The sequence below is a fragment of the Agrobacterium sp. SORGH_AS 787 genome, from assembly GCF_030819035.1.
Lineage (GTDB): Bacteria > Pseudomonadota > Alphaproteobacteria > Rhizobiales > Rhizobiaceae > Agrobacterium > Agrobacterium larrymoorei_B.
Genome location: NZ_JAUTBG010000002.1, coordinates 928500 through 943505, shown reverse-complemented (window position 1 = coordinate 943505; position 15006 = coordinate 928500). Strand labels below are relative to the sequence as shown.

The window sequence follows — 15006 nt, the reverse complement described above, 5'->3', positions numbered from 1 at the left end:
CTGTCTCCGATAAATATCGAGAATCGGATTAGCGTGTCCGTTGACGCAGGGCAAGGATAGCAGCAGCCGTCTCTTCGATCGAACGCCGGGTCACGTCGATCAGGGGCCAGTTGTTACGGGCGCAGAGCGCGCGCGCATATTTCAGCTCCTCCATGATTGTCGCCCGGTCGATATATTGTCCCCTGTCGAAACCACCCGTGGCGCCGAGTTCGCGGTTCTCGCGGATTTGAGATATCCGATCGGACGTCGCGACCAGCCCGACAATCAGAGGCTTGGTGGCCCTGTAGATACTTTCGGGCAAGGGCACATTCGGAACGACTGGAATATTCGCGGTTTTGATGCCGCGATTTGCCAGATAGATGCTCGTCGGCGTTTTCGAGGTGCGGCTGATCCCGATTATGACGACGTCCGCCTCATCGTAATGTTCCGGCATCTGCCCATCATCATGATCCATGGCGAAATTCAGCGCTTCAATCCGGGCGAAATAATCCGCGTTCAAGGCATGTTGTGCCCCCACCCGCCGTCGCGAGGTCGCGCCAAGATAGGTCTGAAAGATGCCGATGATCGGCTCCAGCACGTTCACGCAGGGCACGCCAAGCGCGTGGCACTGGATCTCGAGGAAAGAGGACAGCTGCTGATCGACGATGGTGTAAAGCACGATACCGGGCTGGCGATCGATCTCCTCCACCACTGTCTGCAACTGCTTTTGATTGCGGATCATCGGATAGACATGTTCGATCGGCATGGATGCGTGAAACTGCGCCGTGACTGCTCGGCCGGCAGACATCAGAGTCTCTCCGGTTGAGTCCGATATCAGGTGTAGATGGAAGAAGTTTTTTTTGTTCTCCACGCTGTTTTTGGACCCCTGTTGATAAGGATGGACAAATCCGGGACGGCACTCGCGACCCGTCCAGCCAGGCGGAAAACTGCCTATTTATCCACACTTCGCTATCCGGTGTAGCAAGCTAAGAGGCCGCTGTGAATTGCTGGGAGAAAGGAAAATCGATCTCGGCCTGTTATCTTCTTATCCACAGCTACGGAGTCATCTTTCACTCTCATAAGTCTATGAAAAATATGATCTAAACAGCGTTATCCAAAACGATCCAGAAAAAGCGGTTTTAGGAAATCCACATCGTGCGGCGCCATCGGTCAAGTGCGGCATATTAGCTTGAAAGTTTTTAATCCTTGCTACTCACCGACTCTAAGAAATAGAAAATCTTTTAAATCTCTTTGTTTTTTTATTTAGAAAAGTTGAGTGCGATGACCGAACGGACTGTTATGAGGGTCTTGGGTGGGGAAACGGTAAGCCCTCCTCCGATCTGGCTTATGAGACAAGCCGGTCGATACCTTCCGGAGTATAGGGAAACGCGGAAGATCGCGGGAAGTTTCCTGGATCTCTGTTACAATCCGGATTTGGCAACAGAGGTAACGCTTCAGCCCATCCGTCGTTTCGGTCTGGATGCCGCAATTCTGTTCTCCGATATCCTGGTGATCCCGGATGCGCTGAAACGGAATGTCAGTTTTTCCGAGGGTAAAGGTCCACAGATGGACCCGATCAGCGCGCCCGAAATCGATGCTCTCGACCCGTCCGGTGTCATTGCCCATCTCGATCCGGTGTTCCGCGCCGTTCAAAAACTGCGGGCCGAACTGCCCCAGCAAACGACGCTGCTCGGTTTCTGTGGCGCCCCCTGGACGGTTGCGACCTACATGATTGCCGGCCACGGCACGCCCGATCAGGCGCCTGCCCGCCTCTTTGGCTATCAGCATCCACAGGCGATGGAAAAGCTCTTGGCGCTCCTGGCGGAGATGTCGGCGGATTATCTGGTGGCGCAGCTCGATGCGGGTGCGGATGCCGTGCAGATTTTCGATTCCTGGGCGGGTGTGCTGGGTGAGAAGGAGTTTGACGAGTATGCGGTGAAACCGGTCGCCCGGATCATCCGATCGGTGCGGGCGCGCAGGCCGAATGCCAGGATCATCGCCTTTGCCAAGGGTGCCGGCATTCTGCTGAAGGACTATCGCCAGAAGACCGGTGCCGATGCGATCGGTCTCGATTGGAGCGTTCCGTTGTCCTTTGCGCGTGATCTCCAGAAAGACGGCCCGGTCCAGGGTAATCTCGATCCTATGCTGATGATTGCCGGTGGCAAGCCTCTGGGCGATGGCATCGACGCAATCCTGCAATCTCTTGGACAGGGACCTTTGATCTTCAACCTAGGCCACGGCATCACGCCCCAAGCCGATCCTGAGAACGTCACGCGACTGGTGGCGCATGTCCGTTCTCAAGGAGCCTCCAGATGAGTGAGGAAACGCAGACGTCTGCCAAGGCTGGGCGGAAGACGCATCTTCGTGCCGCCGCGGCGCTTGCCGTTTTCATCGGGTTTATTGCGCTGATCCTGCATATCGATCCGGCTGACGCCTATCTCTGGATCAAGGCACTGCACATCATCGCGGTGATATCCTGGATGGCGGGGCTGCTGTACTTGCCAAGGCTGTTCATCTACCACACGGATGCCCCTGTCGGCTCGGTGCAGTCGGAAACCTTCAAGGTGATGGAACAGCGTTTGATACGGCTCATTATGAACCCGGCGATGATGGTGAGCTGGATGCTTGGCCTCTATCTCGCATGGTCGGTTTATGGCTTTCAGGGTGGCTGGCTGCATGCCAAAATCGCACTGGTCATCGCGCTAACAGCCACCCATGTGTATTTTAGCCGCAGCGCAAAAGCTTTCGGTCGGGATGATAACAGACGCCCTGCCCGTCACTGGCGGTTGATGAATGAGGTGCCTACGGCCCTCATGATCGTGATAGTCATACTTGTGGTTGTGAAACCGTTCGGATAACTGACGATCACGATAATTTTCCCGGAATTGTTGCTTTGCTCTTGCGGCGACGGGTTCGAAACGCTATTTTCAGCCCACTCATCTCCTGGCATGTGAATTATTCAGACGGCTGCGGTTGCACCTCAGAAGCTGATTCGCGAACACGCCGCTCCCCCACATATTTTTTAAAGACGGTCTTTCTCTTCATGGCTGAAATGAAGCTACAGGAACTCAAAAGCAAATCTCCGACCGATTTGCTGACGTTTGCCGAATCCTTGGAAGTTGAAAATGCGAGCACCATGCGCAAGCAGGAGCTCATGTTCGCAATCCTCAAGATGCTGGCGAGCCAGGATGTCGAGATCATCGGGGAAGGCGTCGTCGAAGTTCTTCAGGACGGTTTCGGCTTCCTGCGCTCCGCCAACGCAAACTATCTGCCCGGTCCGGATGATATCTACATCTCGCCCTCCCAGATCCGCCGCTTCTCGCTGAAGACCGGCGATACGGTTGAGGGACCGATCAGAGGACCGAAGGAAGGCGAACGCTATTTCGCCCTCCTGAAGGTCAACACCATCAATTTCGACGATCCGGAGAAAATCCGTCACAAGGTTCACTTCGACAACCTGACGCCGCTCTACCCGAACGAGCGCTTCAAGATGGAACTGGACATTCCGACATCGAAGGATTTGTCAGCGCGCGTCATCGATCTCGTCGCGCCGCTCGGTAAGGGCCAGCGTGGCCTGATCGTCGCTCCTCCGAGAACCGGTAAGACGGTCCTGTTGCAGAACATCGCCCATTCGATCACTGCCAACCATCCGGAATGCTATCTCATCGTCCTGTTGATCGATGAACGTCCGGAAGAAGTGACCGACATGCAGCGTTCGGTAAAGGGTGAGGTAGTCTCCTCAACCTTCGATGAACCTGCCGTTCGTCACGTTCAGGTTGCTGAGATGGTCATTGAGAAGGCCAAGCGTCTTGTTGAGCATGGCCGCGATGTAGTCATTCTTCTCGACTCGATTACTCGTCTCGGCCGCGCTTACAACACCGTTGTACCGTCTTCCGGTAAGGTTCTGACCGGTGGTGTCGACGCCAATGCGCTACAGCGCCCCAAGCGCTTCTTCGGCGCGGCGCGTAACATTGAAGAAGGTGGTTCGCTCACCATTATAGCCACCGCGCTGATCGATACGGGCAGCCGTATGGATGAAGTCATTTTCGAAGAGTTCAAGGGTACGGGTAACTCTGAAATTGTGCTTGATCGCAAGGTTGCCGACAAGCGCATCTTCCCGGCCATGGACATTCTCAAATCCGGTACGCGTAAGGAAGACCTGCTTGTGCCCCGTCAGGATCTGCAAAAGATCTTTGTCCTTCGCCGCATCCTGGCCCCGATGGGAACGACCGATGCGATCGAGTTCCTCATCGACAAGCTCAAGCAGACGAAGAACAATGGCGACTTCTTCGATTCGATGAACACCTGATCTCATTAGCCGGATTCTCTGGCAGACTATCGGCTGCGCTTCTAAACTGGGGGCGCGGCCATTTTGTTGAGAAGAGCTTTGGCATGTCACAATCGACCGATACGATTTATGCGCTCTCTAGCGGATCGCTTCCCGCGGGCGTTGCCATCATCAGGATCAGCGGTTCTAAGGCTGTCGAGGCTCTGCGGTCTTTGGTGGGCGATAACCTCCCTTCCCCGCGTCAAGCGAGCCTCAAAACGATTCGTCACCGAAATGGCGATGTCGTCGATCAGGCCCTGGTTTTGCAATTTCTGTCACCCCATTCCTTTACTGGTGAGGACTGCGTCGAGTTGCATGTGCACGGAAGCCGCGCCGTTGTATCCGCAATCTTCCAACTGCTGGAAAGCATGCCTGGCCTACGCCATGCAGAGGCTGGAGAGTTCTCCCGCCGGGCGTTCGATAATGGCAAGATGGATCTTGTCGAGGTGGAAGGCCTAGCAGACCTGCTACAGGCGGAAACAGAGATGCAGCGCCGCCTGGCGGTCGAACAGAGCAGCGGCCATCTGTCCAGCCTCTATGATGGTTGGGCGAGCCAACTGACCCGCTGCCGAGCTCTGATCGAAGCAGAACTGGACTTCGCTGACGAAGACGATGTGCCCGACTCCGTTGCCACTCAAGTTTGGAAGACAGTTGGGGATCTGGAAAGCGAACTCGCTCGTCATCTGGCAGACGGACAAGGTTCGGAGATCATCCGGGACGGATTCAATGTGGCTCTGGTTGGTGCGCCGAATGTGGGCAAATCCAGCTTGATGAATGCGCTCAGTGGCCGTGACGTGGCGATCGTCACCGATATAGCGGGTACGACCAGGGACGTGTTGAGCGTCGATCTTGATATCGAGGGCTACCTTGTGACGCTCTTCGATACTGCGGGATTGCGCAACGCGACCGATGTTGTCGAGCAGGAAGGCATCAAGCGGGCTGAACGAACCGCGGAAGCAGCCGATCTCGTGCTCCTTCTTCAAGATACCGATTCGGAACCGGAACAAGTCAGAACTTATGCACACACGATATTAGTGAGGACCAAGGCCGATCTATTGCCGGATCGAGACTCACATCCGGATATTATTTTCATATCTGCGAAAACGGGTACGGGGCTTGCGACTCTTAAATCTGTTATCAAGTATGCTATCGACCAAAAGATTGGGTCTGGCACCAGCCTGATGCCAGCGAGGTCGCGTCATAAAAAACGGCTTGAAGAGACGCTAGACTATGTTAGAGAAGCGTTGAAATCCGAAGGTGCGGAACTTGCAATCCGTTCGGAGTACCTTCGTCTAGCAGCAACGTCACTTGGGCGGATCACTGGTAGGGTCGACGTCGAAGATTTACTTGGCGTCATATTTTCCGAATTTTGTATCGGTAAATGATTCACGTGAAACACAGGGTGTGAGTCACCCACTTCTTTGTTGGAAATTCCATGGTTTATGATGTTGTCGTCATTGGGGGCGGTCACGCAGGCAGTGAAGCAGCCGCGGCGTCAGCGCGTTATGGCGCTCGTACCGCGCTGCTTACGCATAAGCGTGATACCATAGGCGTCATGTCCTGCAACCCTGCGATTGGCGGTCTGGGCAAAGGTCATCTCGTGCGGGAAATCGATGCTCTCGATGGCCTGATGGGTCGCGTTGCGGACGCGGGCGGGATTCAATTTCGCATGCTCAACCGCAAGAAGGGCCCTGCCGTCCGTGGACCACGTACCCAGGCAGATCGACGGCTTTATCGAGAGGCGATGCAGCGTGAGATCGATAACATTGAGAACCTCGAGATCATTGAGGGGGATGCCTTTGACATCGAAACCGAGAATGATGAAATAAAATCGGTTATTCTCGCTGACGGGCGCCGCGTTGCCTGCCGCGCCGTTGTGCTCACAACCGGGACATTTTTGCGCGGTCTTATTCATATCGGATCCGAAAAGATCCCGGCGGGCCGTGTCGGTGAGAGTCCGTCGCTCGGTCTTTCGGGGACCTTATTGCGGGCCGGGCTGGCTCTTGGACGTCTCAAGACCGGTACCCCTGCGCGGCTGGACGGCCGCACAATCGATTGGGCCGGGTTGGATAAGCAGGGTCCCGATGAGGATCCAATCCCCTTTTCCTTCATGACGGACAGGATCACCAATCCCCAGATTGATTGCGGTGTTACGCGCACGACGCCCGAGGGCCACAATATCATTCAGGACAATATTCATTTGTCCGCGATGTATTCCGGTCAGATCGAGGGCGTCGGACCGCGCTATTGCCCTTCTATCGAGGATAAGATCGTCCGCTTCGGAGAGCGTGATGGCCATCAAATCTTCCTTGAGCCGGAAGGTCTCGATGATCACACCATCTATCCAAATGGCATCTCAACATCGCTTCCGGCACGCGTGCAGGAAGCGTTCATCCACTCTATTCCCGGGCTGGAACAGGTCACTATTCTTCAACCGGGCTATGCGATTGAGTATGACTATGTTGATCCCCGCGAGTTGAGGCCTTCTCTCGAGTGCCGAAAAATTCCAGGTCTTTTCCTAGCGGGACAGATCAATGGGACCACGGGCTATGAGGAAGCCGGAGCGCAGGGGCTTGTTGCCGGGCTGAACGCGGCGCGACTGACCAGTGGTGCAGACGCGCATATATTCAGCAGAACCGACTCCTATATCGGTGTGATGATCGACGATCTCACCTCCAAAGGCGTAACCGAGCCCTACCGCATGTTCACGTCACGGGCAGAATATCGTCTGTCCTTAAGAGTTGACAATGCCGACCTGCGATTGACACCCATCGGGTTGAACGTAGGTATTGTGGCTCCTGAGCGGGCATCCAAGTTCCAAGCGTACACTGAGGCCCTGGACAACGGTCGCCAATTGCTGAAAGAGCTTGCAATCACGCCGACACAAGCCGCGAAGCAGGGGCTGAAACTCAATCAGGATGGGCAGCGTCGCAGCGCTTATGAATTGCTTGCGTACCCGGAGATGACTCTGGACGCTCTGAAACCTATTTGGCCGGAATTGAATGCGCTCGCCCCACGCGTTGCGGAGGTCCTAGAGATCGAGGCCAGCTATGCTGTATATATGCAGCGTCAGAATGCGGACATTATCGACATCAAGCGTGACGAGGATCGTTCCATTCCTGAAGACTTCGATTTTAGTGGCCTGTCCGGTCTCTCTAATGAGCTAAAGCAAAAGTTGATCGCTGCGAAGCCAATCAACATCGCGCAGGCCGCTCGCGTCGATGGGATGACCCCAGCTGCGATCTCTCTCATCCTTGCGCTTGTGAAAAAAGGGACTTATACGCGATCGGAGAAAATCCGCATACAGCCCTAACGAGTCCCAATATGACGATTAACGGCCAAAGTGTTTCACGTGAAACACAGGATCGCCTAGAGCACTTTGTCGAGCTCTTTAAGAAATGGAACGCGACAACCAATCTCGTCGCTCCATCCACGCTTAAAGATCTTTGGTCTCGGCATGTGGCGGACAGCGCTCAGATTTTTCAGCTGACGCAGCGACCTATGGTGTGGGCTGATCTGGGTAGTGGGGGCGGGTTCCCAGGCATCATCACCGCTATCTTTCTTGCGGAACTGAAGGATGGTTGGGTTCATCTGGTAGAGAGCAACCACAAAAAGGCAGCGTTTCTAAGAGTGGCTTTGGCAGAGACTGGCGCGCGCGGGACAGTTCATCCCATTCGAATTGAGGCCGCCCCTGAAGTGATCGGCGCATGCGACTCGGTGTCTGCTCGGGCCCTTGCGGACCTCGATCTCTTACTCTCTTACATCTATCCATGGGCGCTGAAGAACGAAAATCTAAAGGCATATCTCAATAAAGGCCGGGATTATGAGGCAGAGGTTGCGAATGCCCGTGGTCGTTGGTCGTTCGATCTGTTAAAACATCGCAGTGCAGTCGATGAAGACTCGGTCGTTCTCGAGATTCACAACCTGTCGACGAAGCGCTGATTCATCAAGCCAGGTGCGACCAGATGTCTGATAAGAACCGGATTATTACGATAGCAAACCAGAAGGGTGGCGTCGGCAAAACGACGACCGCAATCAATCTGGCGACGGCTCTCGCCGCTATTGGAGAGCGTGTGCTGTTGGTGGATCTTGATCCGCAGGGCAATGCCAGCACCGGACTCGGCATTGATCGTCGAGAGCGAAAGCTCTCCTCCTACGATCTACTTGTTGGTGCGAATAGTGTGGCCGAGGTCGCTGTACCGACGGCAGTTCCTAATCTTGACATCATCCCGTCGACGATGGATTTGCTTGGCTTCGAAATGGAAGTCGCCAATGCCTCGAACCGCGTTTTCCTGCTGCGCAATGCCTTGCGTAGCCCCGAGGCCATGGCTTATTCTTATATTCTGCTGGATTGCCCCCCCTCCTTCAATCTGCTGACGATGAACGCAATGGCAACCGCCCATTCGGTGCTCGTGCCGCTGCAATGCGAGTTCTTCGCATTGGAAGGTTTGAGCCAGCTGCTTGATACGGTCAATCAGATCCGAGGAACGGTCAATCCTGGTCTAGACATTCAGGGTATTGTCCTGACCATGTTCGATGCGCGCAACAATTTGGCGCAGCAGGTCGTCAATGACGTTCGGACCCATCTTGGTGATAAGGTTTACCATACGCTCATTCCTCGCAACGTCCGCGTGTCAGAAGCGCCGTCCTACGGTAAGCCTGCCATCCTTTATGATCTGAAATGTGCTGGCAGTCAGGCCTATCTGCAATTGGCGTCCGAGGTCATTCAGAGAGAGCGATTGCGTAAGGCTGCCTGATCGCCGTTCGTCTGCAAGATTTGGTACGGAGTATATTATGAGTGACGATCTCTCCAAGCGCCGCTTGGGCCGCGGTCTTGCCGCACTGATCGGTGAAATGGATCAGCCCCTTCCTGTTGGTGAGCCGCAGCGGGCGATCAGCCCCGATCGCATGATTCCAATCGAGTTCATCGCACGCAGCCCTCGCAACCCCCGCCGCCATTTCGATGAAAGCGAACTGCAAGATCTGGCCGCCTCGATCCGCCAACATGGCATTGTCCAGCCTGTCGTCGTTCGAACCGTCGATCAGAACCGCTTTGAAATTATTGCGGGTGAGCGCCGATGGCGCGCAGCCCAACTGGCTGGCTTCACCGAAGTGCCGGTTATTGTTCGTGATGTCGATGATCGGACCGCACTTGAGCTTGCAATCGTTGAAAACGTTCAACGCTCGGATCTTAATCCGCTCGAAGAAGCGCTTGGCTACGAGCAGCTGATCGCTGAACATGGTTATACTCAGAATGATCTTGGCGAGATTATCGGCAAGAGCCGCAGCCATGTGGCTAACAGCCTGCGTTTGCTGAAGCTTCCCGATCCTGTCCGCGACATGTTGTCGGAGGGGTCACTTTCCGCCGGCCATGCAAGAGCCTTGGTTTCTACCTCCGATCCTACCACCCTGGCAAAGGCCATCGTGTCGAAGGGTCTCTCGGTACGCGACGCGGAGCGCATGGCACAGAACGATATCCGTTCTCAGCTTGATCCTATGCAGACTCGCAAGCCGGAAAAAGATTCTGACACGGTCGCGCTGGAGCGGACACTATCGGATGCGCTTGGCCTCGATGTGTCGATCAGCCATAAAGGAAATGGCGGTCAGGTTCGCATCAGTTACAAAACGTTAGAGCAACTCGAGGCGGTTTGCCGTCTACTAGAGCAGCGCTAGTTTATAGCGGTACGTTGCACTCACACGATTTTGTAAAAAACGTGTTCGGGGATTGAGGCGCTAGCCGAGCATTGCCTCTTAGCTCTAAATTCCTGTCTGTGAGGTAATAAAATACCATGACACATCTGGGAATTTGAACTTCTCCCGCAGGGGCACGCTCCGCTGCGGGTGATGGCGTGTGGAGGATTGATCGCGCCTCATAAGCGCTTAGAAAATGACTACCTGCCCCAAGGACGGGAGTGGCGATTAGGACGTTTCGCCCTCTATCACAGGATTATCGCAACCGATGTTCTCATACCCTCAGCGAGCGTCAAGAGCTTAGGAAATCATATGCGTTGTCTCTTACGCTGACGCGCTTCAGATAGAGATAAACATTTGATATATAAGAAAAATACCTGAAATTTGAGTTAGTGATCAAAAGTCGATGGCCCGACCATTGATTTCATAGTCGCCAAAGCGAACCGGTTCTGCGCCACCGCGGCCCCCGGTTTCGGGAGGGAGCTTCAATGCCTCGGCTTTGAGGCGTCGTTCTTCAGCTTCCTGCAATGCGCGTTGTGCTGCAGGCGACAGGACTTTCATATCTCTGTTCGCATTATCATTATCGGCGTTCTGCATGGGTTTCACCCTCGTCACGGCATATTGAAAAGCAATTCCACATAACCAGATTATAGAAAACTGCCTGCTTTGATAAGCCTTTGTGGGCCTTTTCATCGCTTTTGACGGAGATGCTGGATGAATCTGATGCGTACGGCCATGCTATTGGCCTTCATGACGGCCCTGTTCATGGGCGTCGGATTTCTGATCGGTGGCAAGGGCGGCATGATGATCGCGCTTGTGATTGCCGCAGGCATGAACCTGTTCTCCTACTGGAATTCCGACAAGATGGTGCTGGCCGCCTACCGCGCCCAGGAGGTGGATGAGCGCAATGCACCGGAGTTCTTTCACATGATCCGGGATTTATCGCAGAACGCCGGATTGCCGATGCCGAAAGTCTATGTCTATGACAGCCCGCAGCCGAATGCATTTGCGACCGGCCGCAACCCTGAGAATGCAGCCGTTGCTGCATCGACCGGGCTGATGGAAATGCTGACGCCGCAGGAGGTTGCGGGCGTGATGGCCCATGAGCTGGCACATATCCAGAACCGCGACACATTGACGATGACAGTCACGGCAACGCTTGCCGGTGCAATTTCAATGCTGGGTAACTTCGCCTTCTTCTTCGGCGGCAATCGCGAAAACAACAATCCACTCGGTTTTATCGGCGTTCTCGTCGCGATGATCGTCGCGCCCCTCGCTGCCATGCTGGTTCAGATGGCGATCAGCCGCACGCGAGAATATTCAGCCGATCGCCGGGGTGCGGAAATCTGTGGCAATCCCTTGTGGCTTGCTTCCGCCCTGCAGAAGATCGCCGGCGCTGCCCAGCACATCCACAATAATGATGCCGAGCGCAATCCGGCGACAGCCCACATGTTCATCATCAATCCCTTGTCTGGGGAGAGAATGGACAACCTCTTCTCGACGCATCCGAATACCGAAAACCGTGTTGCAGCTCTCAACGCCATGGCGCAGGAATTCAGCCGGGCATCGACGTATCAACCGACAAGTGGTAATGCCGTGCGCAAATCACGTTCCGTACCATCCACCGGTCCTGGTCGTGGCACTGACAATTCCCGCAAAGGTCCCTGGTCTTGACATCATCCAACGCCCCTGCCCGGCCGAAATTCAAAAACAGAAAGCCAGCGCCGTCGGATGCTGGCGGGTCAGCTGGGGAATGGAAACCTGGTCTGTCCGCGCGCATGGCGGCGGCTAAGATTATCTCTGCCGTCATCAACAAGAAGACGTCGCTCGATGGTATGATGGATGCCGAGCACGGCAATCCGGCCTACCGTTCTCTCAATCTCGCTGATCGGGCATTGGTGCGCGCCATCGTTAACAGTGCGCTCCGCCACCTGCCAAGGATTGAGGCCGCCATCTCGATGATGCTGGATGGACCGCTGCCACAGGGTGCGCGGTCCTTGCATCATGTGCTGGTCGTTGCGGTTGCACAGATGCTTTATCTCGATGTGCCCGATCACTCTGCCGTGGATCTGGCGGTGGAACAGGCCCACCGTGATCCGCGCAATAAGCGCTTCGTCAAGCTGGTGAACGCGGTGTTGCGTCGTCTCGGTCGCGAGAAGGATGCGGTTATGGGAGCGATTGATGCCGTGCCCGTTCTTCCCGACTGGTTCTATAACAGGCTCGTCAAATCCTATGGTGCGGATACCGCGTCGCGCATAGCCGCATCGCAGCTTCTCCCCTCGTCCATCGACATCACGGTGAAGTCCAATCCAGACCACTGGGCTAAGGTACTGAACGGAACGGTTTTGCCCAATGGCAGTGTCCGCCTGGGCTCATTCGATGGACAGGTCTCCTCGCTCCCGGGTTTTGCGGAGGGCGAATGGTGGGTTCAAGATTTCTCTGCCAGCATGCCCGTGCGGCTGATGGGGGATCTCAAAGGCAAACGGGTCGCGGATCTTTGTGCCGCACCGGGCGGAAAGACAGCCCAGCTTATTCTGGCCGGTGCCGAAGTGACGGCGCTCGATCAGTCGGGCAACCGTCTGAAGCGTCTTCGCTCAAATCTGGAGAGACTTGGATTCGAAGCCGAAACGGTCGAAGCCAACATGCTGAAGTTTCAGCCAGACGAGCTCTTTGACGCCGTCCTTCTCGACGCGCCGTGCTCATCGACGGGCACCATGCGCAAGCACCCTGATGTCAGCTGGACCAAGGACGAGAAGGATATTTCCAAGCTGGCAACTCTCCAGGAGCAAATGCTGCGTCAGGCAGTAACGCTGGTCAAAAACGGCGGCATGATTGTCTTCTCCAACTGCTCCCTCGACCCGTTGGAGGGTGAGGAGATGGTGGCGCGGGTGCTGGCATCCAACAGCAATCTTGAGCGGCTTCCCGTTGCAGCGAAAGATGTGCCGGATATGGAAATTGCCATCAATGCCGACGGCGATCTGCGCACGACGCCAGATATGTTCGGCGGTGTCGACGGATTTTACGCGACCGTTCTGCGGAAGCATTCCCCAGCGTGACGCGTTTGAAGCGTCGCGACCAGCGCTCGATATGGTGTTTTTTACAGCCTCCTGATGAAGGAACAGGCTTGGGATCTGCGCTTGCCGGCTTCATTCGTTTACAAAATATGAAGTTTTTCATGAAACTTTATCGCTCTTCTTCAATAGCGCTTTATATGCGTCTTCTCTAAAGCGAACTCCGCGAGGCAGGATACAGACGTTTGGCGAGCTCCCTGAACAATCGCGTCGGCGTTGCGGGCTACTTTTTTCGCACGGTCAAGCGCCGCGTCATGATCGCGGTCGCACCGTTGCGCCTGCAATTGTGGCGGCTCTCCAGCAGAGCTCCAAGCGCGCTTGTGGCAGCACCCACGGATTTGCGCGCCGTCGATCCTTATGTCGCGCAGGAGCTGGTCCAGGGGCGGCTGTTCCTCGCGGGAAAGATTCTAGAAACAGGTGGCGTCTCTCCGTTTCTGCTGGAGCCGCCCTCTCCTGCATTTGAAGAGCGGCTGCATGCTTTCGGCTGGCTACGCCATGTGCGTGCCAGTAGATCGGAAGAGGCTGGAAACCGTGCGCGTCTCCACGTTGCTGAATGGATGAGCCTGCATGGCCGCACGATCCGTGGTCCAGCGTGGGCACCTGAACTTGCAGCACAGAGATTGACCTCCTGGCTCTCCCATTCACCGGTGATCCTACAAAAAGCAGACGCCAATTTCTACCGGCGCTTTTTAAGATGCATCGGTCTGCATGTCGGCTATCTGGGTCTCATTGCCAAATATGTCCCGGATGGAGAGATACGTCTGAAGATCCGCATCGCGCTTGCCATGGCATCCATCTCAATGCCGAACAGCGCATCGAAGATTGCCCGGCTGGGGAGAAAGCTCGACCGGGAAATGGAGCGGCAAATCCTTCCCGATGGCGGCCATGTCTCGCGCAATCCGCGAGTCATGCTGGAGCTATTGCTCGATCTTCTGCCGCTTCGTCAAAGCTACATCAATCTCGGTCATGATGTTCCGGCAGGGCTTGTGCCCGCCATCGACCGCATGTTTCCCGCGATCCGTTTCTTCCGCCACCAGGACGGCGATCTGGCCCTGTTCAATGGCGCGACGGCAACTCTTGCCAATGAGCTTGCATCCGTTTTGCGCTATGATGAAACGGCCGGACGACCGTCGCGTTCTCTTCCCGATATTTCCTATCATCGGCTTTCGGTCGGTGACACGGTGGTTATTGTCGATACGGGCAGGCCTGCCTCCATCGAATTGTCGCGCAGCGCCCATTGTGGCTGCCTGTCCTTCGAACTCTCTTCGGGCCGCTACCGCTTCATCGTCAATTCCGGTTTTCCGCAATATGCCTCGACCGCCTTCAAGCGGGTCAGCCGGACCACCGCCGCCCATTCCACCGTCACCATTGCCGATCGTTCCTCGGCGCGGATCTCCCACTCCCGTTTCTTAGGCCCCGTTATTGTCTCTGGCATCGCCGAGACGGAGGTGGATCGGCGCACGGATGAAAAGCGGGCAGATATCCTGACCGCCTCCCACGCCGGTTATGAGAACCTGGGTTACGTGCACCAGCGCGAGTTGGAGTTGAACGAGGCCGGTACAAAGATCAGAGGGCGCGACTGGATCAGGATCGATGAGAAGCGACAACCGGAGCCAGCCGAAGCCGTCTGCCGCTTTCACGTCCATCCATTGATAGAGCTTTCGCAGGAAGATGAGGAAACGGTGCTGATGCGGGCGCCGGATGGCACTGCCTGGGCCTTTTCAGCGCCTGGGCGTGAAGTCACAATTGCCGAAGACGTGTTCATGGCGGATGCATCGGGCATCCGGCCTTCGCTGCAGATCGAGGTCGCGTTTCAGCTTCCAGAAACCACCGAGCTTCGCTGGCTTCTCGAACGGCGAAGCTGATCGCTTATCAGCGAAGCGCCGCCGATAAAGCGGGACGATCTGTTTATTAATCTGCCAAGCTGTGCTAACGCGG

General features: G+C 55.6%; 13 protein-coding genes. 11 read left to right on the top strand and 2 right to left on the bottom strand.

Going from position 1 to position 15006, the window contains the following annotated elements; all coding sequences use genetic code 11:
- Nucleotides 1-28: 28 nt before the first annotated feature.
- Nucleotides 29-850 carry a pyruvate, water dikinase regulatory protein gene (locus tag QE435_RS13840; protein ID WP_349041729.1) on the bottom strand — a complete coding sequence of 274 codons (822 nt, stop codon included), beginning with the start codon at nucleotides 848-850 and terminating at the stop codon, nucleotides 29-31.
- 410 nt (nucleotides 851-1260) lie between these two features.
- On the opposite strand from QE435_RS13840, the gene hemE reads away from it, so the two are divergent.
- The 8 genes from hemE (at nucleotide 1261) to QE435_RS13800 (ending at nucleotide 9979) form a co-directional block, all read left to right on the top strand.
- Nucleotides 1261-2295 carry a uroporphyrinogen decarboxylase gene (gene hemE / locus QE435_RS13835; protein ID WP_349041728.1) on the top strand — a complete coding sequence of 345 codons (1035 nt, stop codon included), beginning with the start codon at nucleotides 1261-1263 and terminating at the stop codon, nucleotides 2293-2295.
- Nucleotides 2292-2837 (top strand): protoporphyrinogen oxidase HemJ, encoded by a 546-nt coding sequence (gene hemJ / locus QE435_RS13830; RefSeq protein ID WP_349041727.1) that lies wholly within the window; start codon nucleotides 2292-2294, stop codon nucleotides 2835-2837. The genes hemE and hemJ overlap by 4 nt, the downstream gene beginning before the upstream one ends.
- 185 nt (nucleotides 2838-3022) lie before the next feature.
- The gene (gene rho / locus QE435_RS13825; RefSeq protein WP_306934689.1) at nucleotides 3023-4288 is read left to right on the top strand and encodes a transcription termination factor Rho; all 1266 of its coding nucleotides are present in this window, start codon (nucleotides 3023-3025) and stop codon (nucleotides 4286-4288) included.
- Between the two features lie 83 nt (nucleotides 4289-4371).
- The gene (gene mnmE, locus QE435_RS13820; protein ID WP_349041726.1) at nucleotides 4372-5691 is read left to right on the top strand and encodes a tRNA uridine-5-carboxymethylaminomethyl(34) synthesis GTPase MnmE; all 1320 of its coding nucleotides are present in this window, start codon (nucleotides 4372-4374) and stop codon (nucleotides 5689-5691) included.
- A 50-nt stretch (nucleotides 5692-5741) separates the two neighbouring features.
- On the top strand, nucleotides 5742-7619 hold the full coding sequence (mnmG, locus tag QE435_RS13815; protein ID WP_349041725.1) for a tRNA uridine-5-carboxymethylaminomethyl(34) synthesis enzyme MnmG: 1878 nt from the start codon (nucleotides 5742-5744) through the stop codon (nucleotides 7617-7619).
- 11 nt (nucleotides 7620-7630) lie between these two features.
- A complete protein-coding gene (rsmG, locus tag QE435_RS13810; RefSeq protein ID WP_349041724.1) occupies nucleotides 7631-8248 on the top strand; it encodes a 16S rRNA (guanine(527)-N(7))-methyltransferase RsmG in 618 nt (205 codons plus the stop codon).
- Nucleotides 8249-8271: 23 nt separating this feature from the next.
- Nucleotides 8272-9063, top strand: coding sequence for a ParA family protein (locus tag QE435_RS13805; protein ID WP_349041723.1), 792 nt, complete (start codon nucleotides 8272-8274; stop codon nucleotides 9061-9063).
- Nucleotides 9064-9100: 37 nt separating this feature from the next.
- Nucleotides 9101-9979, top strand: coding sequence for a ParB/RepB/Spo0J family partition protein (locus QE435_RS13800; protein ID WP_349041722.1), 879 nt, complete (start codon nucleotides 9101-9103; stop codon nucleotides 9977-9979).
- 414 nt (nucleotides 9980-10393) lie between these two features.
- On the opposite strand, the gene QE435_RS13795 is transcribed toward QE435_RS13800, so the two are convergent.
- Nucleotides 10394-10594, bottom strand: a complete 201-nt coding sequence (locus QE435_RS13795) for a DUF1674 domain-containing protein (protein ID WP_306934683.1) — start codon at nucleotides 10592-10594, stop codon at nucleotides 10394-10396.
- 117 nt (nucleotides 10595-10711) lie between these two features.
- On the opposite strand from QE435_RS13795, the gene htpX reads away from it, so the two are divergent.
- The 3 genes from htpX to QE435_RS13780 all read left to right on the top strand — a co-directional run bounded on the left by htpX (nucleotide 10712) and on the right by QE435_RS13780 (nucleotide 14933).
- On the top strand, nucleotides 10712-11671 hold the full coding sequence (gene htpX, locus QE435_RS13790; RefSeq protein WP_309772034.1) for a zinc metalloprotease HtpX: 960 nt from the start codon (nucleotides 10712-10714) through the stop codon (nucleotides 11669-11671).
- A 104-nt stretch (nucleotides 11672-11775) separates the two neighbouring features.
- The gene (locus QE435_RS13785) at nucleotides 11776-13053 is read left to right on the top strand and encodes an RsmB/NOP family class I SAM-dependent RNA methyltransferase (RefSeq protein WP_349041721.1); all 1278 of its coding nucleotides are present in this window, start codon (nucleotides 11776-11778) and stop codon (nucleotides 13051-13053) included.
- 269 nt (nucleotides 13054-13322) lie between these two features.
- Nucleotides 13323-14933 (top strand): heparinase II/III family protein, encoded by a 1611-nt coding sequence (locus QE435_RS13780; protein WP_349042861.1) that lies wholly within the window; start codon nucleotides 13323-13325, stop codon nucleotides 14931-14933.
- Nucleotides 14934-15006 lie beyond the last annotated feature (73 nt).